Consider the following 21,434-nt stretch of genomic DNA (forward strand, 5'->3'; position numbering starts at 1 on the left):
GAGTTGGAGTTTTGGAACCACATTTACGAAAAATTTGACCCAGTTGCGTTTAGCGTTGCCGGTTTTAGCGTGCATTGGTATGGCATAATGTATGTTTTGGCCCTGCTAATCGCACTCTTTATGGCCAAATGGATTGCTAAGCGTGACGGGCTGAAATTTAGCAGTGCGGTGCTGGATAATTATTTCATCTGGGTCGAAATCGGCGTGATTTTGGGCGCTAGGCTCGGATATATCGCGATTTATTCGGGCGAGGCGCTGTGGTATTTCACTCACCCGTGGCGAATTTTCAACCCCTTTTATAACGGCGAATTTATCGGAATTCGCGGCATGAGCTACCATGGGGCGGTGGTTGGATTTATCATCGCCACAATAGCGTTTTGTCGTCGCCACGCCCAAAACCAGTGGGCGCTACTCGATCTTGTCGCGCTCAGCGTTCCGCTTGGGTATTTTTTCGGGCGGATTGGGAATTTTTTAAACCAAGAGCTAATCGGGCGCGCAACCGATGTGAGCTGGGGGATTTTTGTAGATGGTGTGCTTCGCCACCCTAGCCAAATTTACGAAGGTTTGCTCGAAGGAATTTTGATTTTTGTGATTTTATTTTTTAGCAGGAAATTTAAGAAATTCGACGGCGAACTGATTTGCAACTACGCTATTTTATACACTTTTATGCGCTTTGTGAGCGAATTTTTCAGAGAACCAGACGCTGGGATTGGGTTTGTAATCGCTGGATTTTCAATGGGGCAAATTTTATCGCTCGTTATGTTTTTGGCGGGCATTATATTAAAAATTTCTTTGAAATTTCAACTAATAGGGCGTAATTAACTTTACTTAAAGTTAAAAAATACTATAATGTCCTGTTAAAGTTAAATTTACAAATTGTTAGTAATTTAACTAACTAATTTTCTATAAGGAGAGCTCATGAGCGAGCAAATCGAAGGCTTCTTAGGTATCCGCACGGATCGCACAAAAAGCCGTATGCCAGCGCGCCTAGACTTAATCCAAAGTATCAGTGGTGGAATTTTGGGTCTATTTATGTGGGTGCATATGATGTTTGTTTCTACTGTATTGTTCGGTGGAGACTTTTTTACCAAAGTTGTTGAATTCTTAGAATTAAGATTTTTGAGCGACAGCCCTTCTATGAGCTATATTACATCTTTCTTAGCTCTTGCTGTATTTATCATTTTCTTTATTCACGCTGCGCTAGGTATGAGAAAAATGCCAATCAATTTCCGCCAATGGCAATCATATCGTGCTCACATGAAACGCTTCAAACACGAAGATACTTCACTTTGGTGGGTTCAAGCAATCACTGGCTTTATTATGTTCTTCTTGGGTGCTGCACACCTTATTTTCATCATCACAAACTCTGATAAAATTTCAGGTGATATGTCAGGTGCTCGTGTAGTAAGCCATTTTATGTGGTTGTTCTACCTAGTATTGCTTTTCGCTGTTGAACTTCACGGTAGCATTGGTTTATACAGACTATGCGTTAAATGGGGTATTTTCGAAGGTCCTGATGCAAAAGAAAGTCGTAAAAAACTTAAAAAATTAAAATGGATTGTTTCAGCTTTCTTCTTAATTTTAGGTCTTTTATCTTTGGCTGCATTTATCAAAATCGGTGTAAATTTATAAAATAGGGAATTGAAATATGAATGTTAAATATTATGATGCATTAGTTATCGGTGGTGGGCTTGCAGGCCTACGCGCTGCGGTAGCTGCTGGCGAAAAAGGGCTTAGTACAGTAGTTTTAAGCCTTATTCCTGTTAAACGCTCGCACTCAGCAGCAGCACAAGGTGGTATGCAAGCAAGTCTTGGTAATTCTAAAATGAGTGAAGGCGATAATGAAGATGTGCATTTCGCTGATACCGTAAAAGGTAGCGACTGGGGTTGCGATCAAGATGTAGCTAGAATGTTTGCTCAAACAGCTCCAAAAGCTATTCGTGAGCTAGCTGCGTGGGGCGTTCCATGGACTCGTATCACAAAAGGTAAAAGAAGCGCGATTATCAACGCTCAAAAAACAACAATCGAAGAAAAAGAAGAAGTTCATGGTCTAATTCACAGCCGTGACTTCGGTGGAACAAAAAAATGGAGAACTTGCTACACAGCTGACGCTACTGGTCACACTATGCTTTTCGCTGTTGCAAACGAGGCATTAAAACACAATGTCGATATCCACGATAGAAAAGAAGCAATCGCTCTAATCCACGAAAACAACCGCTGTTATGGCGCGATTGTTCGCGATTTGGTAACTGGCGAGCTTACAGCTTATGTCGCAAAAGGCACACTAATCGCAACTGGTGGTTATGGTCGTGTATATCGCCACACTACAAACGCTGTTGTTTGTGAGGGAACTGGTGCTGCTATCGCACTAGAAACAGGCGTAGCTCAATTAGGAAATATGGAAGCAGTTCAATTCCACCCAACTCCAATCGTTCCAAGTGGTATCTTGCTAACTGAGGGTTGCCGTGGTGATGGTGGTATCTTGCGTGATGTCGATGGATATCGCTTTATGCCTGATTATGAACCAGAGAAAAAAGAACTAGCTAGCCGCGATGTTGTTTCACGCCGTATTATGGAGCACATTAGAAATGGTAAAGGCGTTCCTAGTCCTTATGGATACCATGTTTGGCTTGATATTTCTATTTTGGGTCGTGAGCATATCGAGAAAAACCTTCGCGATGTTCAAGAAATTTGCCAAATTTTCAACGGTATCGATCCTGCTGATACAGAGACTTACACAGATGAAAATGGTCGCAAAAGAGGCAAAGGTTGGGCTCCAATCCTTCCAATGCAACACTACTCAATGGGTGGAATCAAAACAAAAGCAACAGGCGAAAGCCCAACACTAGCAGGTCTATTCTCAGCTGGTGAGGCTGCATGCTGGGATATGCACGGATTCAACCGCTTGGGTGGAAACTCAGTTTCTGAGACAGTTGTCGCTGGTATGATTGTAGGTGATTACTTCGCAGATTTCTGCGCAAGCCACGAAATCGATATCAAAACAACTTCAATTGAGAAATTTGTAAATAAATCACAAGCTTATCTACAAAGCCTACTTGATAAAGATGGCAAATACAATGTATTTGAGATCAAAAACAAAATGAAAGATATCATGTGGGAACATGTTGCGATTTTCCGCACAGGCGAGGGCTTGGCAAAAGCTGTAAAAGAGCTAGAAGAGCTTTACAAAGAATCAACAAATGTTAAAATTTCAAACAAAGAGCTATTTGGAAACCCAGAGCTAGAAGAGGCTTATCGTGTTCCTATGATGCTTAAACTTGCACTTTGCGTTGCAAAAGGTGCACTAGATCGCAAAGAGAGCCGTGGCGCTCACTACCGCGAAGACTTCACAAAACGCGATGACGCAAACTGGCTAAAACGCACACTAGCGACTTGGAAAGACGGCGATACATTGCCAACTCTAACTTACGAGCCACTAGATATTATGAAAATGGAAATCCCACCAGCGTTCCGTGGTTATGGCGCTAAGGGTAACATTATCGAGCACCCAGATAGTGCTAAACGCCAAAAAGAAGTTGATGACATTAGAGCAAAAATGGAATCAGAGGGCAGAGGACGCTATGAAATCCAAGAAGCACTAATGCATTATGAGTTGCAACCAAAATATAAAGCACCAAATGAAAGAGCAGGTATAGGATATGAGTAGAAAAATCACAATTAAAGCGTTTAAATTTAATCCGCTAAGCAAGGTTTCTAAACCTCACTTTGCGACTTATGAGCTTGAAGAAACAGATGGTATGACACTATTTATCGCACTTAATGTCATCCGCGAAAAATTTGACCCAGAGCTAAGCTTCGACTTCGTATGTCGTGCTGGTATCTGCGGTAGCTGCGGTATGTTAGTCAATGGTAAGCCAGCACTTGCTTGTCGCACACTAACAAAAGACTATCCAGAGGGCGTCATCGAGCTTATGCCACTTCCTGTATTCAAACTACTAAAAGATTTGAGCGTAGATACAGGTAACTGGATGAACGCGATGAGTAAGAGAGTCGAGAGCTGGATCCACACTGACCATGTAACTGACATCTCTAAATTAGAAGAAAAAGTCGAACCAGAAGTAGCACAAGAGGTTTTCGAGCTAGATCGTTGTATCGAGTGCGGTATCTGCGTGGCAGCATGCGGAACTGCGATTATGAGAGAGGATTTTATCGGTGCTGTTGGTATCAACCGCGTAGCTAGATTTAAAATCGACGCTCTTGATAACAGAACAGACGATGATTTCTACGAGTTAATCGGCGATGATGACGGTGTGTTTGGTTGTATGAGTTTGCTAGGTTGCGAAGACAACTGTCCTAAACACCTTCCATTACAATCTCGCATTGCTTATATGCGTAGAAAACTTGCTGCAAAAGGCAAATAATCCTATGACGCTTGCAAAATTTTTGCAGGCGTCTTTCTACTTTTATAAAATTTTGAAATTTTATTGCAAAACTTATCAAATTTCTAACCATTTCAACCCAAAAAAGGTAGTTTATGAATAATTTTATGAGTAAAATTTGGGGTTCAAAGAGGCTTTTTATCGATGAGAGCCTAACTCGCACTATGCCTAGCGATATCGCTGCGCTTATGTTATGCACAAATTCGCAAAATTTTGAAAAATTTAAATCGTTGCAAAGTTTTAGAGAAATTTTAAAAGAGCTTGGCGAAGAGATTGGAATCTATGCGATTCAGTCCCTGCAAATCGGCGCAATCAATGCGATTTGCAAGCTTAAAATTTCCAAATTAAGCGTTTTGATGATGGTTGAAAATTTAAGCAAAGAAGGAATTATTAGCAAAAGCGAGTATGATGAAATTTCAAAATTTTTGCTTCAACTTCAAAGCGATTTGAACGAAAACGAAACCCTAAATTCGCCCGCAAATTTCGCATTTTACGGTAAATTAGAGAGTTTGGATATTATTAGCGATGAGCTAAAAGCACTTTTGAGCGCCAAAAGCGAAGATGAACTTGCAAATTTGGTTTCAGGCACAGATACTGGCGCGGGCGCAAATTTAGGCGCAAATTTGGGCGAGTATTTGGATACTAGCGCGAGCGAAAATGCGAGCGAAAATTCAGATACAAACCCAGGTGCAGGTTTTCTCGTTTGCGCGAGCGAATTTGAAAATTCGCTCTTTGAGCGCACAAACGCCGCCAAATTAAACGCCAAAGATGCAAATTTCACGCTCTCGGTTACTGGCGTAATCAACGCTGGGAAATCTAGCATGCTAAATCGCCTTTTGGGATTTGATATTTTAGGGACTTCAAATATCCCTGAAACGGCGAATTTAACGCTTCTTAAAGGTAGCGATAAGCCTTATGCTAAGGTCAAATTTTACGATGATGAGGAGCTTGAAATTTTGGGTTTTGCGCAGGAATTTCGCTCGAAATTTCAAAACCAAAGCGAAGCCATAATCGAGCCAGAAAAATTGCAAGAATTCACCTCTGCCAAGTATGAAATTTCAAAATTTATCAAATTTATCGAACTTGGCATAAAAAGCGATTTTCTAAGCGATAAAATCACCGTCGTCGATACCCCAGGTTTGGACGATAGCGTGGTTTTGCGCGAGGAGCTGACGAAAAACTTTATGTTTTCAAGCGACGCGATAATCCACCTAATGAACGCCTCTCAAAGCTCGACCAAAAAGGATATGAGCTTTATCGCAAGCACTCTAAAAAGCTCGAAAAACAACTCGCTCATTGTCGTTTTAACACACGCTGATTTGCTTAGCCAGACCGAGCTAATCGACGCGCTAAGATACGCTAGGGCTAGTATTTGCGAGGAGCTTGGGGCGTTTGGGTTCGATGAGGGACTGATAGAAAATGTGAGCTATTTTTGCATAGATAGCCACAGCGGACGGGGCATTGGCGAGCTGAAATCTCATCTTTTCGAGCGATTTTTCGGCGAAAATTCAGCCAAAGCAGATGAAATTTTATCCTCATACAAAAAAGAGTTATCGCTGATTTGCGAGGTGTATTTGGCTGATTTGCAGGAGCAAAACGCTGATTTTAGCGCGAATAAAAGCGAACTAGCCCAAAAATGCGAGAATATAAACGCCGAAATTAGCGCGCTAAATGCAAATTTAGCTAAGCTAAAAAACGATTTAACCGGCGCAATTAGCAAGCTTAGCTACGATGATAGCACGCTTTTTGCGCCGTTAAAATCAGCGATTTTGACGATTAAAGACAGGGTTTTAACCGACATAAATTACTCGAAAAAAAATAAAAAGCAGATTGATTTTTCTAGGCTAGAAGTCATCGCAAATTCGGGCGTCAAAGATGTCATCACGGACATTTTCCGCTCGTTTTCGCAAAAGATTTCGCGCGATATTTCTGATATAAAAGAGCTTTTAGGAAGCGATTTTAGCGAGGTAAATTCGCTTAAATTTGACACGAAAAAATACATGGACGAAAATTTCGCCCAGCCAAATTTCGCTAAATTTAACGAAAGCCTGCGTGAAATCGTGCGCAAAAACAGCGATTTTGGCGCATTATCGGCGAGTTTTGACGCGCTATTTAGCGAGTTTTTCGCTAAGCTAAATTTAAAATCTAGTTTCGAAAACATCGCCAAAACCTGCACCGCAGAGTTTAAAGAAAATGTCCTAGCCCTTTTTGCTAGCAAAAAATCTAGCCTAGATTTGCGCCAAAGCGAGCTTGAAAACGCGCTTAAAGCAGGCGATGAAAACGCCGAGCAAATTGCCAAAAACGCGCGATTGGTGCGAGAAAAAATAAATTTGGTAAATGGATTAATTAAAAGGATCGAGCAATGCTAAGGGAATTTATCAGCGAGTATAGGGCGAAATTTTTACCCAGCACGAAGCAGGGATTTTGGGGCGATATGAGCAGGGCTGTGAGCGAGCTAAAAGACCCGAGTCTGCACCCTAGCGCGCATTTAAGCAAGGTTTTAGATGAAATTTTGCTCGTCGAGTCTGAGCCTCTTAAAATCGCGGTTGTAGGGCAGTTTAGCAGCGGTAAATCGACATTTTTAAACACCTTGCTTTCTAGCGAAGTTTTGCCAACTGGCGTCGTGCCAGTCACTGCCAAGGCCACTCACATCAAATACGCCCCTTATGAAATGATGAGCGTAGCGTATAAAAACGGCTACACCCAAACCTTAGAAAGCTCGCAAATTTCGGATTTCGTCGATCAAAGGCGGGAGTTAAAAGATATCAAAAATATAAATATGTTTTTGCCGCACGAGCTTTTGAAAAAGATAAATTTCATCGACACCCCAGGGCTAAATTCACGCTCGAACGCCGATACTAGGGAGACTTTGGAGATTTTCGACGAGGTTTTTGGCGTGCTTTGGATTTCACTCATCGACAACGCCGCCAGAAAGAGCGAAACAGCTCAAATTTCGCTTTTGCCAAAATTTTTAAGCAAAAACTCCATTGCAATTTTGAGCCAAAAAGATAGACTTGGCGCCGAAGAAATCGAGCGCGTGCATAATTACGCCAAAACGATTTTTGGCGCGAATTTCGCCTCTATCGTGCCAATATCATCAAAGCTAGAAAAAGCTGGCGATAGCCAAAACAGTGGGTTTAGCGAGGTTAGAGAGTTTTTAGACGGGCTTGATAAAAACCGCATTAGCTTTGCCAAATCTAGGCTAAATTTCATACTTGCCGAGCTTAAAAACGAGCGGGCAGGGTATTTGGAAATACATAAAATTTTAGAAAACATTATCGCTTCAAACAAAGATAAAATCGCCGAATTTTGCGCCAGCGAGCGTGAAATTTACAAAGAGGAATTTAGCAAAATTTACGCTTCGATTAAAGAGACCTCGAAATTTATCGCCCAGACAATGCAAGAAGCCCTAAGCTCGAAGCAAAACGAGTATTTCATAAGCGCGACACAGACGAAAAAGAGCTTTTTTGGCACGCAAACCTCGAAGGGATACGAAAAGGTAGCCTACGAGGCGCCGTATTTCAACACCGACGCCGCGCTTTCGAAGCTGATTTACAACGACGATAGGCTAAATGTGATTTTTCGCCGTTTCAAAGGCGAGCTAGTCAAAACGCAAAACGCCATGAGCGAGGCGATAGAGCGCATTTATGCGGGGTTTGAGAGGGAAATTTTGCTATTTAAAGGTAGGTTTGAAAACTACGAGCGCCAAAGCGATTTAGCCTCTATCATAGAGGCTTCAAACATCGCTAAAATCGCAAGCGAAGTCTATGGGCTGTTTTTAAAAGACGGCGAGAGAGCTGTTTTTCAAATCTGTCAAAAAATCGCGCTGTTTTTCGAGCAAATTATGATAAAAATCGCCTCAAACTACACAAACGCCGTAACCCTAAGCGCGAATTTCATCGCAAACAAAATCGCAAAATCAATCAGCGATTACGAGGAAGAACCAGGACTTTATCAGCTTTTTTATCCATCTTATGAGGATTTTGAAAAGGCGGTTTTGGGGGGACTTCATTACTATGAGTTCGAAAATGACTTCGTAGGGTCTAGCTCGTTTGTGGATAAAATTTACTCAGATTTTAGCGCGCAGATTGCGCAAATTTTCGAGGAAAATTTAGCCAAAATCGCGGATTTTAAAGCCACGCAAGAAAATGCGCTTGCGATTTTTAGCGCACTTGAAAATTTGCAAAGTCAAAATTAGTCTAAATTTCTAAATTTAGACTAATTTCGCAAACTCACTTCCTAGTTTTTCGCGCCAATTATCGGCGATTTTTTCGCCCTCTTTGGCGTATTTTAAAATCACGCCCTCGCATTTTTGCAAAAATTTAAAGAGCTTTTCCTCCCAAATTTCGGGGCTTTGATTATTTTTGTGCATGGTTTGGATAAAGACTAATTCCTTGCTAAGATTTGCGATTTCATCGAGTGCTTCGTCCCTTTGGCTCTCATCTTTTAGCTCTAAATTTTGCAAAGCTAAAATTTCGCCATCAAGTATGTCGCAAAAGCTCAGATATTTGGCGTTATTTGGCACTTCTTCTATCATATCAGCGCGCGAGGCTGCGCGCATTACCTGCGAATAAACGATAAAACCTACTATCAAAAAAACCGCCAAAATCAGCGTTATATTAACCATTTTTCCTCCTTTTTAAGCTATCAAATCCCACTATCGCAAGCCCTAGCCAAATGAGCGAAAAGCTGAAAATTTTGTAAAAACTAAGCTCCTCGCCGTATAAAAACACAGCGATTAGCATGCTCATCGAGGGGCTAAGATACTGCATAAATCCGATTGTCGAAAGCGGCAGATACACAGTCGAAATCGCGAAAGTAATCAGTGGCAAAACCGTGATAACTCCGCTAAATGCGAGCAGTGCGCCGGTGCTGTGTGCCCCAAATGCGCTAGTGCCCGAATACGCGCAAAACCCCAAATACGCGCACGCAAGCGGGAGCATGAGTGCGGTCTCGCAAAACAGCCCCTCGAAGCTAGGCACGGCGATTTTTTTGCGAATTAATCCGTAAAATGCGAAACTTGTCGGCAAAATCAGCGACACAAATGGCAGTCTGCCAAGTGCGTAAATTTGCACGCAGATCGCCAAAAACGCCAAAAATAGCGAAACTCTCCCTGCCACGCTTAGCCGTTCTTTTAGAAAAATTGCGCCCAAAAGCACCGATAATAGGGGGTTTATGAAATACCCTAGGCTCGTGGATAAAATATCGCCCAGATTTACCGCCCAGATAAAAATCCCCCAATTTATGCTAATCAAACAGCCTGTGCAAAGAAGCGCCAATGCTTTTTTGCGGTCTGATAACAAAAGCGAGATATTTTTTAGCTTTTTTGTAAAAAACAAAAATAAAAAAAGCAAAACAAAGGACCAAAAAATTCTGTGCGCTAAAATTTGCGTGGCATCTACATCTTGGATAAATTTGAAATAAATCGGAAAAACGCCCCACATAAAAAAGGTCAAAAACGCGATTATTAGCCCTTTTGTGCGGTCATCTTTCATAAAATTCCTTAAATTTGCGATTGATTTAAAAGGCTTGCATTTTAAAATTTAATTGATTAATAACTGCTTATTTTTGGCGTGAAATTTAGGAGTAAATTTATATTTTTGAAATGAAATTTAGTCATATTTAGGTATAATGGCAAAATTTTTAAAACCAAAAAAGGAGAATTTATGAGTTGGGATAGATCGTCTTGGAAAAATTTCAATATCTTACAGCAGCCCACATACCCTGATATGGGCGCAGTCGAGGCCGTCAAAGAAAGGCTCTATAACTTCCCGCCACTAGTTTTTGCTGGCGAGGTCAGATCTTTAAAAAGCGATCTTGCAAGAGCCACAAGGGGCGAGGCGTTTTTGCTTCAAGGTGGGGATTGCGCTGAGAGTTTTGCGAATTTTAGCGCAAATAATATCCGCGATATGTTTAAGGTAATGCTCCAAATGGCGATTGTAATGACCTTCGCCGCTGGCAAGCCTATCGTAAAGGTCGGACGCCTAGCAGGTCAGTTTGCCAAACCACGCAGTAGCGATTACGAAGAGGTTGGCGGTGTGAAGCTCCCTAGCTATCGTGGCGATATCATAAATGGCTTTGAGTTTAACGAAGCTGCGCGCGTGCCAAATCCAGAGCGTATGATTGAGGCATATCACCAAAGTGCGGCTACGATGAACCTTTTGCGTGCCTTTTCGCGCGGTGGTCTAGCCAATCTGCACGAGGTGCATAAGTGGAATTTGGGCTTTTTGAAAAGGGCTGAGTTGCAGGCGAAATTCAACGCTCTAAGCGATTCTATCTCAAATGCGCTGAAATTTATGGACGCATGTGGCATAAATACGCAAAGCGCGCCAACGCTAAATGAGACGAAATTTTACACTTCACACGAGGCGCTTTTGCTAAATTACGAAGAGTGCCTTACGCGCATAGACAGCACGAGCGGGGATTGGTATGACTGCTCGGCGCACATGGTTTGGATAGGCGAGCGCACTAGGGGAGTTGGTGATGCGCATGTGCATTTTATGAGCGGTATCAAAAACCCTATCGGCGTAAAAATCGGACCAAACGCCAGTGCGCAGGATATTTTGCGCTTAGCTGACGCGCTAAATCCAGAAAACGAGGCTGGTAGGCTAAATATCATCATTCGTATGGGCGCAGATAAAATCGGCGATAGGCTACCAAAAATACTGCGCGAGCTAAAAAGCGAGGGCAGGGAAATTTTATACAGTATCGATCCTATGCACGGAAACACCGTCAAAGCGGGCAATTACAAAACGCGCGAGTTCGATATGATTTTAAAAGAGGTTCAAAGCTTCTTTGAAATCCACAAGGCTGAGGGCACGAAAGCTGGCGGAATCCACCTAGAAATGACAGGCCAAGATGTTACAGAATGCACAGGCGGGGCGTTTAATGTAACCGAAGAGACGCTAAAAGAGCGCTACGAAACCCAGTGCGATCCGCGCCTAAACGCTGATCAAGCGCTCGAACTTGCCTTTGTAATCGCTGATAATTTAAAGGCAGTGGAGTAAAATTTCAAAATTTAAATTTTGCCTATAAGCCAAATTTGCCATTTTTGGTGAATTTGGCTTTTTTAATGGTTAAATTTTATGTTTATTAAAATTGTATATTTTTAAAAATTCTACTCAGCAATTCTAAATTTAGCGCATATTTAATCACTGGGTTTATAAGTAGTAATTAAGTTTTATTTTGTCATTATGTCGTATCCAATTATCAAGGAGGATACGATATGGATAAATCAAGACGAAATTTTCTCAAAGGTAGCGCAGGAATCGGCACACTAGCCGCTTTTAAGCTCCAAGCAGGCGCAAATACGGCTGATTTGCTCGGCAAAGAGAGCAAAAAGGTCGCAAGTGTGTGCGAAATGTGCTCTTCGCGCTGTCCGATTGAGGTTAGAGTAGAAGACGGCAAGGGGGTTTTCATCCAAGGAAATCCAAAATTTGGCAATAAAACCTCGGTTTGTGCCAGAGGCGGCGCAGGTGTAAATCAACTCTACGATGATCAAAGACTCGTAAAACCGCTAATCCGCGTGGGTGCGCGTGGGGAAGGCAAATGGAAGGAAGTAAGCTGGGAAGAGGCGTTTAAATTTGCCGCGCAAAAACTCGCTGAAATTTCTGAAAAATACGGCCCGCAGAGTGTCGTTTTCACCTCCAAAGCAAGCGAAAATCACAACCAAATGATAAATTTCGCCTGTGCCTATGGTAGCCCAAATATCTACTCACACTGGTCATGCTGTCCTGTGGCGTATCGTATCGCGCTTCCGCATACTTTCGGCTCTGATATGCAAAGGGATTATGGCGACGCCAAATATATCGTAAATTTCGGCCACAATCTTTTCGAGGGAATTGATATTTCAAAAACCAAAAAGCTAGCCAAAACAGCCGCGAAAAAAGACGCAAAACTGCTAGTTTTAGAACCGCGTTTTAGCGTGGTTGCAGCCAAAGCCGATGAGTGGCTTCCTGTAAAACCTGGCACCGATTTGGCGTTTGTAATGGCGCTAATTCATGTTTGGATTAGGGACGGAAAATACGACAAAGAATTTGTCGAAAAATTTACCACTGGAATCGAGCAAGTCATCGAAGCGACCAAAGAAACCACGCCAAAATGGCAAGAGAGCATCACCGGCATAAAAGCAGCCGATGTCGAGCGAATCGCAGATGAAATTTGGGCCGCTGCGCCAAAAGTCATTATCGACTGGGGTCATAAAACCACCACCACAAGGGCAGAGTATCAGCGCACAAGGGCCATAGCAATCGCAAATGCGCTAATGGGAAATGTCGAGAAAAAGGGCGGAATTTATTATAGTAAGGATTCGAAAGTTTTCAACAAACTCTGCAAAGAAGAGCTATTTCCGACTATTGCAGACCCTGATAAAAATTTTAAAATTCCAAAAACGGCTAGGATTGACGGGTGTGGTGAAGAAGGTAGCGTAAATTTCTTTATGCCACGCAAACACGGCGTTTTAATGGAAATTCCAAAGGCAATTTTGAGCGAAAAACCATACCCTGTCAAAGGCTGGGTAAGCACGAGATTTAACCACCTAATCAATGTCGCTGATACAAACACGACGCTAAAAGCGATAGAAAAACTCGATTTTATCATGGTTACGGACATTTATATGAGCGATTTCGCAAATTTAGCCGATGTGGTTTTCCCTGAGGCTAGTTATTTAGAGCGCGATGAGAGTATCCAAAACAAAGGCGGCACCGCACCTGGATTTGTCATGCGAAATAAAGTTGTCGAGCCAATCGGCGGGACAAAAAGCGCGTATGAAATTTTTAGAGAGTTAGCCAGAGTTATGAAAATCGACGAGCTTTATACTTGGAAAGATATAAATGAATTCCGTATGCAACAAGCAAAAGGAAACGCTGAATTACTAGCAAATTTGATGAAAGACGGATATGTAACTTGGAAGGTGCCAAAAGTGTATTATTTGGAAAAAGAAAATGTAGCGAAATTTGTCGAAAAATACCCTGTCGCGGCTGAATTTGTAGATGAAAATGGGCAAATGAGCTCGCAGATGAAATGCAAAACTCCAAGCGGAAAAATCGAGCTTTTTAGCGAACAGGTTGAAAAAGTTTTCCCGGGGGAAGGCTGTATCAATGCAAACGATATGGATGTTTATAACGGCCACAAATACTGTCTCACAAGCGGTAAAATCGCCACTCACACAAACGGTCACACACAAAATGTCAAAATTTTAAACGAAATGACAAAGGAATCACCGCTTTGGATTAGCCCAAATACGGCTAAGGCCGAAGGGCTAAAAACAGGCGATTTGGTGCTAGTCAAAAACGAATTTGGCGAACAAAAGGTCAAAGTTTTCGTAACCCAGGGTATTAGAGATGATACGCTTTTTGTATATCATGGCTTTGGACACGCAGGAAGTGGTATGAGACGGGCAGAGGGTCTAGGAATGAACGATAGCGTGCTTCTTGATCCCAAAGCAGGGGCAGTTTGCGCGACAATGGTTACAAATATCGGCGTTGATATAGTTAAAATTTAAGGGTGTGAAATGAAAAAATTTGTAATGGTTCATGATGAAAATTTATGTATAGGTTGCCAAGGTTGCGTGGTAGCGTGCAAGAACGAAAACGGCGTAGGCGAGGGCGTTAGTAGGCTTGAAATTTACGGCGTTAGTAGCGGTGTTTTTCCAAATTTGAAACTTGATATAAAAAGACAAAGTTGCGTAATGTGCGAAGAAAGCCCGTGCGTGAGCGTCTGCCCGACAAATGCGAGTTTTAAAACCGCTGACGGCGTGGTGATGATAGATGAGAGAGAGTGCATAGGGTGCAAATACTGCATTTTGGCCTGTCCTTACGAGGCAAGGTATGTCAATCCAGTCACAGGTAAAGTGGATAAATGCACATTTTGCTACGATAACCGCGTAGCAAAGGGCGAAAATCCAGCCTGTGTGAGCGTATGCCCGACAGATGCGCTAATCTTTGGCGATGCGAACGACGAAAACTCAGCCGTAGCTAAAATTTTAGCCTCTGGCGTAAAATATCCAAAGGAAAATTTGGGCTTAAAACCGCGACTTGGCGTGATTGAGAACTACAAAGGATAGATTATGGAAAAGATAAAATTTATATTTTTGAGTTTGGTTTTGAGCTCATTTGCGTGGGCTGAAAATTTCAGCGTAGGTTCGACCTCGTTGTGGGAAGAGTCGAAATTTAGCGCGCCTGATACATACGCTAGTGGATATGCGCCATTATTTGTAAATTTGCAAAGTGGGGCTAGCAAAATCGCCTTAATCGCGCTAGTTGCGCTAGTTGCTATTTTTGCGTTTCACTATTTTGTATTTGGATCAAAGAAATTTTCGCATAACGGAGAGAGAGTTTTAGCATTTAGTGGATTTGAGCGTTTGATACACTTCGTCGCTGCGATTTCGTGGGTAGTGCTCGTGCCAACTGGGCTAATAATGCTCTTTGGCAAAAGCTTTGGCGGAGGGCTCGCTGGGGTTTGCAAATGCCTGCACCAAATCGCCACAATCGGCTTTGGCGTAGCGATAATCCCGATGTTTTTAATGTGGGTTTTGAAAATGTTTCCAAGCGCGTATGACATAAAATGGCTAGCGATTTTGGGTGGATATTTAAGCAAGGCTAAAAAACCAGTCCCAGCTGGCAAATTTAACGCAGGGCAAAAAATGTGGTTTTGGGTCGCGATTTTAGGCGGAGGCGTGATGATAGCAAGTGGCGCGCTAATGTATTTTAGCGACTATTACGCGGCTTCTAGCACGCAAATTTTAGGCTTAAACGGCCTTGAAGCCTTGCGCCTTAGCGCGACGCTCCATACGATTTTGGGTATTGTTTGCGTGGTGTTTTTTATCGTGCATATTTATATGTCGGTTTTCGGTGTCAAAGGCTCGATTTCATCGATGATCGACGGATATAAATGCGAAGAAGAAATTTATTTGCTCCACAACTACTGGTATCAAAACCTCGTAAAACAGGGCAAAATGCAAAAATCTCAGTTCGAGAGTCAATACAAAAATCTATAAATTTAATCCGAATTTGGCTTTGGCTAAATTCGGAAATTCTTTTAAAATTTCAAAATTTTGCGTGAAATTTGTGGGTAAAATTTAGCTTAAATTCGCTGTTGCGCTTGGTTTTTTCAGCCCTGCTGTGCGGGAAAATAGTATCAAATCCTCCGTGCTTTGCACGCTCCATGGAAGTGCGCTTATGGCGTGAGCGAAGATTTCCTTGCACGAAATAGCGTCGCTATAAGCCCTATGGTGGGTGTTTTCGATACCCAAAAGCTCTTTTAGGGCGCCGAGATTGTATTTAGGCGACTCTATCGTGCGACGCGCTAGCTCGACGGTGCAAATTTTGCGGTTTAGCAGCATGCCAAATCCGCATTTTTGCATACTTGCGTCGATAAAACCATAATCAAATTTGACATTATGCGCCACGAAAATCGCATCGCCTAAAAATAGTCGAAACCGCTCCAAAACGCTAGCTAGGCTTGGTGCGCCCACTAAATCGCGCGCGCTAATTCCGGTTAGTTCGGTGATACCCTCTGGCACGAAATTTGCATAGACAAAGCTCTCAAATCTATCCAAAACTCGCCCGCCTTGCACCTTTATCGCGCCGATTTCGATGATTTGACCGCTACTTAGCCCGCCACTGGTCTCAATATCCACAAAGCAAAAAATCTCGTCCTCGATATCGGTTTCGCGGGTTTTAAGCGTGATTTTGCCGTTGTCTAGCTTGATGACATTTAGCCCCATGGCGCGCCACATGCTAAAATCTTTTGGCTCAAAAAGTTCCGCAATTAGCTCGATTTTTTGCGCTTTGGCGATAAAATCGTGGTAGTTTATGCTTTTTTGCGCCAAAAGTTCGATTAGGTTATCAAGCCCTTTTCTGCTGTCTTGGCTCATACTTTTAGGGCTTTGATAGCTTCGCTGTAATCGTTTGATGAAAATACGAAATTTCCAGCCACGACGATGTCTGCGCCTGCGCTATCTAGCTCGGCGACATTTAGTCCATTTACGCCACCATCGACTTCGATCATACATTTCGCGCCCCGTTTTTCGATCAAATTTCTAAGTTCTGAAATTTTACGCAGGGCTGATGGGATAAATTTTTGCCCGCCAAAGCCCGGATTTACGCTCATTAAAAGCACCATATCAACCTCGTCTATGATGTAATCAAGCGCGCTAATTGGTGTGTGTGGATTGAGCGTGATAGCGGGGCTGACGCCGTTTTTGCGGATATGATCTATCAAGCGCAAAGGGTGTTTTTCTTCCTCGATATGAAAGCTTAAAAATTTCGGTTTTAGTGGCAAAAATAAATCAGCAAAAAACGGCACATTTTGCACCATTAAATGAATATCAAGAGGCTTTGTGGAGGCCTTGGCTACGGCATTTACGACAAGTGGGCCGATTGTGAGATTTGGCACGAAGTGTCCGTCCATGACATCGACATGGATTAGATCTGCTCCCGCGTCGCATACTGCGCGCACTTCTTCGCTAAGCCTGCCAAAATCAGCTGATAAAATACTAGGGGCTACATACATATCAAATTTCCTTATCAAATTTATAAAACTTGCAATTCTACTAATTTTTCTCATAAATTTTGCTAAATTTAATACTTTGTATAATTTAAGCAAATTTTGAAATTTTTTAAGATATAATCGCTGTTTATTTTCAAATTATAAGGATTTATTATGGCAAGAAGATGCGCAATCACTGGCAAAGGTGCGATGGTAGGAAACAATGTAAGCCACGCAAACAACAGAACTAAGAAAAAATTCCAAGTCAATCTACGCACAGTTCGCGTTCAGCTAGAAGACGGCACTACAAGAAAAATCAAAGTAGCTGCTTCAACTCTAAGAACAATGAAAAAACAATCAAGATAACCTTAAAAAGAGGAATTTATGTCTATTTTAGGCAGAATAAAATTATTCCTCAACTGGTCCGGCTCTACTAAACCGGACATTAACCTTTATAGCGAAATTTACGACGAACTACGCCCATTTAGACTTCCACTAATTATCATTGTTTTAATGCAGTTAGTGGGGACTTTGGGCTATATATTCACCGCTGGATTTTCGCTAGTTGATGCAATTTATCAAGCAGGCATGACATTTACCACCGTCGGATTTACCGAAGTGGCGCCAATCCCGCCTGCTGGCAGACTTTTTACAATCGCATTTATTTTGATGGGCTTTGGGACATTTTCGTTTTGTCTGGGTGTCGTCGTCGAAGTTATCAAAAAAGGAACACTGCAAAATTTAATCAGGGAGCAAGCTATGATAAACAATATCGCAAGGCTCAAAAATCACTACATTATATGCTATAACAACTCGTATTGTGCGGAGTTGGCGAAGGAATTTCGCGCCAATCATATCCCATTTGTCGTCATTGATCCAAACCCAGATTTGGCAAAAAGCGCTGATGAAAATTTATACCCATACTACATAATCGGCGATCCGCACGAGCAAAAAACGCTTTTAAAAGCGCACCTTTCAAGCGCAAAATCAATAATCACGCTAAGTCCAAATTTAGCCGATAATATCGCTATTATCACGCTTGTTAGGCTTTATGAAAAAGAGCTAGGGCGTATTACGCCGTATTTTATCATGGCGAATTCTGACAGCGACAGCGACAGCGAACGCCTCAAAAAACTTGGGGCAAATTCTGTCGTATTGCCGTCCAAACTCGCCGCACAGCGCCTTTCAGCGATTAGCGTGCGCCCAGATATGGAAAATATCCTAGAACGCCTCGTTTATCAAAAAGACTCTCCGATTGATATCGAAGAAATTTTAGTCCCTGAGTTTTCGTGGATGAGGTTCAAACGCCTCAAAGAAACCCGCCTCAAAGAGATGACAAACGCAAATATCGTGGGCGTGAAGGAAGCTAACAATCGCTTTGTAGCTATGCCTGATGGGGATTATCTAATCGGCACTGGCGCGAAACTGCTAGTCATCGGCACAGCCGAGGGTATCAGGGATACCAAAAAGCTAATTAGAAGCAAATACAAACCGCAGGAGATGAAATATGTATAAAATCGCCCCTTTGCAAAACGGCCTCGAAAATATCGACGGATTTTATTTTGGCGGGCTAAATTCGGGCTTTAAAAAGGTCGGAAATGATTTGGGATTTATCAGAGCTGACGAGCCGTTTGCTATAAGCGCGATTTTTACGAGTAATAAATTTGCCGCTGCGCCAATAGCGCATTTTAGGCGAATTTTAGAGAAAAACGGCGGGGAATTTCGCACGAATTTCATTTTGATAAATTCTAAAAACGCAAACGCAATGACCGGCGAAGCTGGTATTGGCGATATAGATGAAATTTTCTCTGAAATTTCAAAATTTACGCCCTTAGTAAATCCTGTGATGAGCTCAACTGGCGTCATTGGATATAGATTAAAAAAAGAAAAAATCATAGCTGCTGCGAAAAATTTCGACCTTATGGCGCGCGATTCTGAGGCCATAGCTACGGCGATTATGACGACAGACACGCTAAAAAAGGAGTTTGCTTACGAAGTAAGCTTAGATAGTGGCGAGAAATTTCACATAGCAGGGATTTGCAAGGGTGCGGGTATGATAAATCCGGCTTTGGCGACTATGCTTTGCTATATTTTAACCGACGCGAAAATCCCGCACTCTGATATGGGCGAGCTTTTAAGCGAGGCTGTGGAGGATAGCTTTAATAGGGTCAGTGTCGATGGCGATACGAGCACGAACGATACCGTCATGCTAGCGACCAGTGCGCGTGCTAGCTATGATAAAGAGGCGTTTCGTGCCGCGCTGAAAAAACTCACACTCGACCTTGCCTTAATGCTAGTGCGCGATGGCGAGGGTGCGAATAAGCTAGTCAAATTCAGAGTTTTTGGCGCGAAAAATGATAATGAAGCCAAAAAAGCTGCTAAGGCTTTGTCAAATTCTCCGCTTGTCAAAACAGCGATTTATGGCGAGGATCCAAACTGGGGGCGCATAGCCTCTACAATCGGTGCGTGCGGGATAGAGTGCGACGCCGAAAAACTCGTGATAAAATACGACGATGCGCTTGTGTATGATAGCGCGCACCGCGAGCTAGATGAGGAGCGCGAAAGGCTAGCGCACGAAGTAATGCAAAAGGCCGAATTTGAAATTTCATGCGATTTGGGGCTAGGAGCGGGCGAATTTAGCGCGTATGGCTGTGATCTCAGCTATGAATATGTCAAAATAAACGCAGATTACAGGTCGTAAATTTAGCGAAATTTGCGCCTGTGAGGGTGGTTTATCCAAGAAAAGAAAAAAATGAAAGCAGGTATTAGGGATTTTTTGTTTGTAATTATTGGTTTTTTGATATGTATTATAGTTTTTGGTGGTGCCAATAGAATATCCTATCAAGTTGCAATCAAAGAAGACCCATGTTATCGATATAATTATATGGATAACATGCGATTAGACAGCAATTATAGTCAAGTATTTGTGTATTGTGCAAATCGTGAATTAAATGGAACTAAAAATATGTTAAATTTTTATTTTAGAAATTTACCAAAAGAAGCAAATTTTACTTCCCAAGAACAAATAGTGGTTGATAAGGTAAAAAAAATTATAAATGATGAATTTATTGAAAATAATAATAACAAAACAGCAACCGAAAATTCAAAAATTTCAAATAAGAAAATGAGATGAAATTTTTAAAAAAAATATTAAAAATATTAAAAATAATCTTTTATTTGATTTCAACTATTTTGATATTGCTTGTGACAGCACCTTATTTATTAGACAAAAGTAGATGTTTATTTGCAGAAAAACGGCTTTTGTCTAGACTAAAAGAAGCAAATGAAACTAAAAATATACTTTTATTACAAGGCATTGTTTTTGATAGTAGAATTTGCAGACAAGAAGAAATTTGCAATCAAGCTTCTGTATTGATATGCGCCGATTTTAATTATAACGATTTTATTAAAGAGCTGAATGAGGCAAATAAAACGAAAAATAGAGATAGATTGTTAGAACTTGATGTACAATCTAAATTTTGTATAAAAAATATGGACATAAGAGATAAGATATGGAAAGAATTTGAATTATATAAGCTATATTAGCGGGAGTAAAAATGATTTGAAACGATACAAAAACATTATTTTATTACCTTTTGTGATAATTGTTGCGTTTTTTGTTTTTCGTATGGTTTATATGGAAATGATTAGCGAGTGTGCTCCAAAAAATCTTTTTTCAGACAATTCTATAAGCAATAACGATAATATTAAACTGAAAGCAAAGTGCATAAAAAAGGCTTTGGAAAATGATGATAAACACCTTATTATGCAGTATTTTAAAAGAGAAACAAATGAGTGTTTTAAAATTATCGATGAACCATCAAGAATTCCGCAAATTTTAGTTAAAGTTAATAGTTTTGACGAGTGGAAAAAGTTAAGACTTACAGATACTGACAATATAATTTGTGCTATTGGTAATACTAAAAAAGGTAATATCGATGAAATCAAATAAATTTATACAATTTATCTTGGAAAACATTTATTACATTTTGTTTTCTGGGGTGCTGTTTTTTATATCGTTTAATATAGAAACTAATTTGAAAAACACCGAATATATCGAAGGAAAAGTAACATCTATCAAGGAAATAGCGGTAAAAAGTTTTAGAGATGAGGTTTTATCGCCTAGAAAATATTACAATGTCTGCATTAAAAATAACGCCGGGAATAGCTGTATTAAGGTCGTAGAGCCAAATTTGGGATTTGAGCCGATAGTTAGTTCTTTGAGCAAAAATAATTATTTTTTTACATTTTGGGTAAAAAAGGAAAGCTTTGGCGATGTTTATAAAATTTACAAAGCGCTTGTTTATGAAGACGAGCAGAAAACAAAAATTCTAAAATTTTATAGTGGAAAAGACGCCCAAATCGTAAAATTTTCACAAAAAGAGCTTCGATTATACAAAAATTTTACCTTGTTTTTGGCGATTGCGTTTTTGTGGTTTGTATTTCGAAAAAGAAAGTTAGTTCGAAATTGGTTATAAAATATCGAATAAATAGTGATAAAAGTTTTAGAGTAGTTAAATTTGACGCAAATTTCAAAATTTTGCG

General features: G+C 41.2%; 20 protein-coding genes and 1 pseudogene. 17 read left to right on the forward strand and 4 right to left on the reverse strand.

Annotated features, from left to right (window positions below):
- The first annotated feature begins 3 nt into the window (after positions 1-3).
- The 6 genes and pseudogenes from lgt to OFO10_RS02960 all read left to right on the forward strand — a co-directional run bounded on the left by lgt (position 4) and on the right by OFO10_RS02960 (position 8,598).
- Complete coding sequence (lgt, locus tag OFO10_RS02935) at positions 4-822, forward strand: prolipoprotein diacylglyceryl transferase (RefSeq protein ID WP_270866032.1); 819 nt, start codon at positions 4-6, stop codon at positions 820-822.
- Positions 823-918: 96 nt separating this feature from the next.
- Positions 919-1,620, forward strand: a pseudogene (locus tag OFO10_RS02940) (fumarate reductase cytochrome b subunit); the annotation flags it as partial.
- 28 nt (positions 1,621-1,648) lie between these two features.
- A complete protein-coding gene (locus OFO10_RS02945; protein WP_270866033.1) occupies positions 1,649-3,667 on the forward strand; it encodes a fumarate reductase flavoprotein subunit in 2,019 nt (672 codons plus the stop codon).
- On the forward strand, positions 3,660-4,382 hold the full coding sequence (locus OFO10_RS02950) for a fumarate reductase iron-sulfur subunit (RefSeq protein ID WP_270858184.1): 723 nt from the start codon (positions 3,660-3,662) through the stop codon (positions 4,380-4,382). Before OFO10_RS02945 ends, OFO10_RS02950 begins: the two co-directional genes overlap by 8 nt.
- 113 nt (positions 4,383-4,495) lie before the next feature.
- Positions 4,496-6,769 (forward strand): dynamin family protein, encoded by a 2,274-nt coding sequence (locus OFO10_RS02955; protein WP_270866034.1) that lies wholly within the window; start codon positions 4,496-4,498, stop codon positions 6,767-6,769.
- Positions 6,763-8,598 carry a dynamin family protein gene (locus OFO10_RS02960; RefSeq protein ID WP_270865151.1) on the forward strand — a complete coding sequence of 612 codons (1,836 nt, stop codon included), beginning with the start codon at positions 6,763-6,765 and terminating at the stop codon, positions 8,596-8,598. Before OFO10_RS02955 ends, OFO10_RS02960 begins: the two co-directional genes overlap by 7 nt.
- Before the next feature lie 15 nt (positions 8,599-8,613).
- Here OFO10_RS02960 and OFO10_RS02965 read toward each other — a convergent pair whose 3' ends face one another.
- Entirely contained in the window at positions 8,614-9,027 is a 414-nt protein-coding gene (locus OFO10_RS02965) for a hypothetical protein (RefSeq protein ID WP_270861974.1), read from the reverse strand.
- The gene (gene rarD, locus OFO10_RS02970; protein ID WP_270866035.1) at positions 9,020-9,895 is read right to left on the reverse strand and encodes an EamA family transporter RarD; all 876 of its coding nucleotides are present in this window, start codon (positions 9,893-9,895) and stop codon (positions 9,020-9,022) included. Before rarD ends, OFO10_RS02965 begins: the two co-directional genes overlap by 8 nt.
- 171 nt (positions 9,896-10,066) lie before the next feature.
- Between rarD and OFO10_RS02975 the strand changes: the two genes are divergently transcribed.
- The 4 genes from OFO10_RS02975 to OFO10_RS02990 all read left to right on the forward strand — a co-directional run bounded on the left by OFO10_RS02975 (position 10,067) and on the right by OFO10_RS02990 (position 15,396).
- Positions 10,067-11,407 carry a class II 3-deoxy-7-phosphoheptulonate synthase gene (locus tag OFO10_RS02975; RefSeq protein ID WP_270866036.1) on the forward strand — a complete coding sequence of 447 codons (1,341 nt, stop codon included), beginning with the start codon at positions 10,067-10,069 and terminating at the stop codon, positions 11,405-11,407.
- 218 nt (positions 11,408-11,625) lie between these two features.
- Positions 11,626-13,902 (forward strand): thiosulfate reductase PhsA, encoded by a 2,277-nt coding sequence (phsA, locus tag OFO10_RS02980; protein ID WP_270866037.1) that lies wholly within the window; start codon positions 11,626-11,628, stop codon positions 13,900-13,902.
- Positions 13,903-13,911: 9 nt separating this feature from the next.
- Complete coding sequence (locus OFO10_RS02985; protein WP_270866038.1) at positions 13,912-14,463, forward strand: 4Fe-4S dicluster domain-containing protein; 552 nt, start codon at positions 13,912-13,914, stop codon at positions 14,461-14,463.
- A 3-nt stretch (positions 14,464-14,466) separates the two neighbouring features.
- Complete coding sequence (locus OFO10_RS02990) at positions 14,467-15,396, forward strand: formate dehydrogenase subunit gamma (RefSeq protein WP_270866039.1); 930 nt, start codon at positions 14,467-14,469, stop codon at positions 15,394-15,396.
- An 81-nt stretch (positions 15,397-15,477) separates the two neighbouring features.
- Here OFO10_RS02990 and OFO10_RS02995 read toward each other — a convergent pair whose 3' ends face one another.
- Both OFO10_RS02995 and rpe read right to left on the reverse strand, forming a co-directional pair.
- Entirely contained in the window at positions 15,478-16,275 is a 798-nt protein-coding gene (locus OFO10_RS02995; protein WP_270866040.1) for a 3'-5' exonuclease, read from the reverse strand.
- A complete protein-coding gene (gene rpe / locus OFO10_RS03000; protein WP_270862519.1) occupies positions 16,272-16,913 on the reverse strand; it encodes a ribulose-phosphate 3-epimerase in 642 nt (213 codons plus the stop codon). The genes OFO10_RS02995 and rpe overlap by 4 nt, the downstream gene beginning before the upstream one ends.
- A gap of 150 nt (positions 16,914-17,063) precedes the next feature.
- Here rpe and rpmB point away from each other — a divergent pair, with 150 nt between their 5' ends.
- The 7 genes from rpmB to OFO10_RS03035 are packed head-to-tail and all read left to right on the forward strand — an operon-like array spanning position 17,064 to position 21,367.
- On the forward strand, positions 17,064-17,255 hold the full coding sequence (gene rpmB, locus OFO10_RS03005) for a 50S ribosomal protein L28 (RefSeq protein ID WP_270859292.1): 192 nt from the start codon (positions 17,064-17,066) through the stop codon (positions 17,253-17,255).
- A gap of 18 nt (positions 17,256-17,273) precedes the next feature.
- A complete protein-coding gene (locus OFO10_RS03010) occupies positions 17,274-18,404 on the forward strand; it encodes a potassium channel family protein (RefSeq protein WP_270859293.1) in 1,131 nt (376 codons plus the stop codon).
- Positions 18,397-19,590 carry a bifunctional glutamate N-acetyltransferase/amino-acid acetyltransferase ArgJ gene (gene argJ / locus OFO10_RS03015; RefSeq protein ID WP_270866041.1) on the forward strand — a complete coding sequence of 398 codons (1,194 nt, stop codon included), beginning with the start codon at positions 18,397-18,399 and terminating at the stop codon, positions 19,588-19,590. Before OFO10_RS03010 ends, argJ begins: the two co-directional genes overlap by 8 nt.
- A gap of 51 nt (positions 19,591-19,641) precedes the next feature.
- Positions 19,642-20,022 carry a hypothetical protein gene (locus tag OFO10_RS03020; RefSeq protein WP_270866042.1) on the forward strand — a complete coding sequence of 127 codons (381 nt, stop codon included), beginning with the start codon at positions 19,642-19,644 and terminating at the stop codon, positions 20,020-20,022.
- Positions 20,019-20,435 carry a hypothetical protein gene (locus OFO10_RS03025; protein WP_270866043.1) on the forward strand — a complete coding sequence of 139 codons (417 nt, stop codon included), beginning with the start codon at positions 20,019-20,021 and terminating at the stop codon, positions 20,433-20,435. Before OFO10_RS03020 ends, OFO10_RS03025 begins: the two co-directional genes overlap by 4 nt.
- Positions 20,413-20,841: a hypothetical protein gene (locus tag OFO10_RS03030; RefSeq protein WP_270866044.1), complete on the forward strand. Its 429-nt coding sequence runs from the start codon at positions 20,413-20,415 to the stop codon at positions 20,839-20,841. The genes OFO10_RS03025 and OFO10_RS03030 overlap by 23 nt, the downstream gene beginning before the upstream one ends.
- Positions 20,828-21,367, forward strand: a complete 540-nt coding sequence (locus OFO10_RS03035) for a hypothetical protein (protein ID WP_270866045.1) — start codon at positions 20,828-20,830, stop codon at positions 21,365-21,367. The genes OFO10_RS03030 and OFO10_RS03035 overlap by 14 nt, the downstream gene beginning before the upstream one ends.
- The last annotated feature ends 67 nt before the right edge of the window (positions 21,368-21,434 follow it).

This window comes from Campylobacter sp. VBCF_06 NA8 (assembly GCF_027737825.1).
Lineage (GTDB): Bacteria > Campylobacterota > Campylobacteria > Campylobacterales > Campylobacteraceae > Campylobacter_B.

Excerpts from the sequence above, each read along its gene's own strand:
- OFO10_RS02945 (WP_270866033.1), top strand. The coding sequence starts at position 1,649 with ATGAATGTTAAATATTATGATGCATTAGTTATCGGTGGTGGGCTTGCA.
- OFO10_RS02950 (WP_270858184.1), top strand. The coding sequence starts at position 3,660 with ATGAGTAGAAAAATCACAATTAAAGCGTTTAAATTTAATCCGCTAAGC.
- OFO10_RS02955 (WP_270866034.1), top strand. The coding sequence starts at position 4,496 with ATGAATAATTTTATGAGTAAAATTTGGGGTTCAAAGAGGCTTTTTATC.
- OFO10_RS02960 (WP_270865151.1), top strand. The coding sequence starts at position 6,763 with ATGCTAAGGGAATTTATCAGCGAGTATAGGGCGAAATTTTTACCCAGC.
- OFO10_RS02965 (WP_270861974.1), bottom strand. The coding sequence starts at position 9,027 with ATGGTTAATATAACGCTGATTTTGGCGGTTTTTTTGATAGTAGGTTTT.
- rarD (WP_270866035.1), bottom strand. The coding sequence starts at position 9,895 with ATGAAAGATGACCGCACAAAAGGGCTAATAATCGCGTTTTTGACCTTT.
- OFO10_RS02975 (WP_270866036.1), top strand. The coding sequence starts at position 10,067 with ATGAGTTGGGATAGATCGTCTTGGAAAAATTTCAATATCTTACAGCAG.
- phsA (WP_270866037.1), top strand. The coding sequence starts at position 11,626 with ATGGATAAATCAAGACGAAATTTTCTCAAAGGTAGCGCAGGAATCGGC.
- OFO10_RS02985 (WP_270866038.1), top strand. The coding sequence starts at position 13,912 with ATGAAAAAATTTGTAATGGTTCATGATGAAAATTTATGTATAGGTTGC.
- OFO10_RS02990 (WP_270866039.1), top strand. The coding sequence starts at position 14,467 with ATGGAAAAGATAAAATTTATATTTTTGAGTTTGGTTTTGAGCTCATTT.
- OFO10_RS02995 (WP_270866040.1), bottom strand. The coding sequence starts at position 16,275 with ATGAGCCAAGACAGCAGAAAAGGGCTTGATAACCTAATCGAACTTTTG.
- rpe (WP_270862519.1), bottom strand. The coding sequence starts at position 16,913 with ATGTATGTAGCCCCTAGTATTTTATCAGCTGATTTTGGCAGGCTTAGC.
- rpmB (WP_270859292.1), top strand. The coding sequence starts at position 17,064 with ATGGCAAGAAGATGCGCAATCACTGGCAAAGGTGCGATGGTAGGAAAC.
- OFO10_RS03010 (WP_270859293.1), top strand. The coding sequence starts at position 17,274 with ATGTCTATTTTAGGCAGAATAAAATTATTCCTCAACTGGTCCGGCTCT.
- argJ (WP_270866041.1), top strand. The coding sequence starts at position 18,397 with ATGTATAAAATCGCCCCTTTGCAAAACGGCCTCGAAAATATCGACGGA.
- OFO10_RS03020 (WP_270866042.1), top strand. The coding sequence starts at position 19,642 with ATGAAAGCAGGTATTAGGGATTTTTTGTTTGTAATTATTGGTTTTTTG.
- OFO10_RS03025 (WP_270866043.1), top strand. The coding sequence starts at position 20,019 with ATGAAATTTTTAAAAAAAATATTAAAAATATTAAAAATAATCTTTTAT.
- OFO10_RS03035 (WP_270866045.1), top strand. The coding sequence starts at position 20,828 with ATGAAATCAAATAAATTTATACAATTTATCTTGGAAAACATTTATTAC.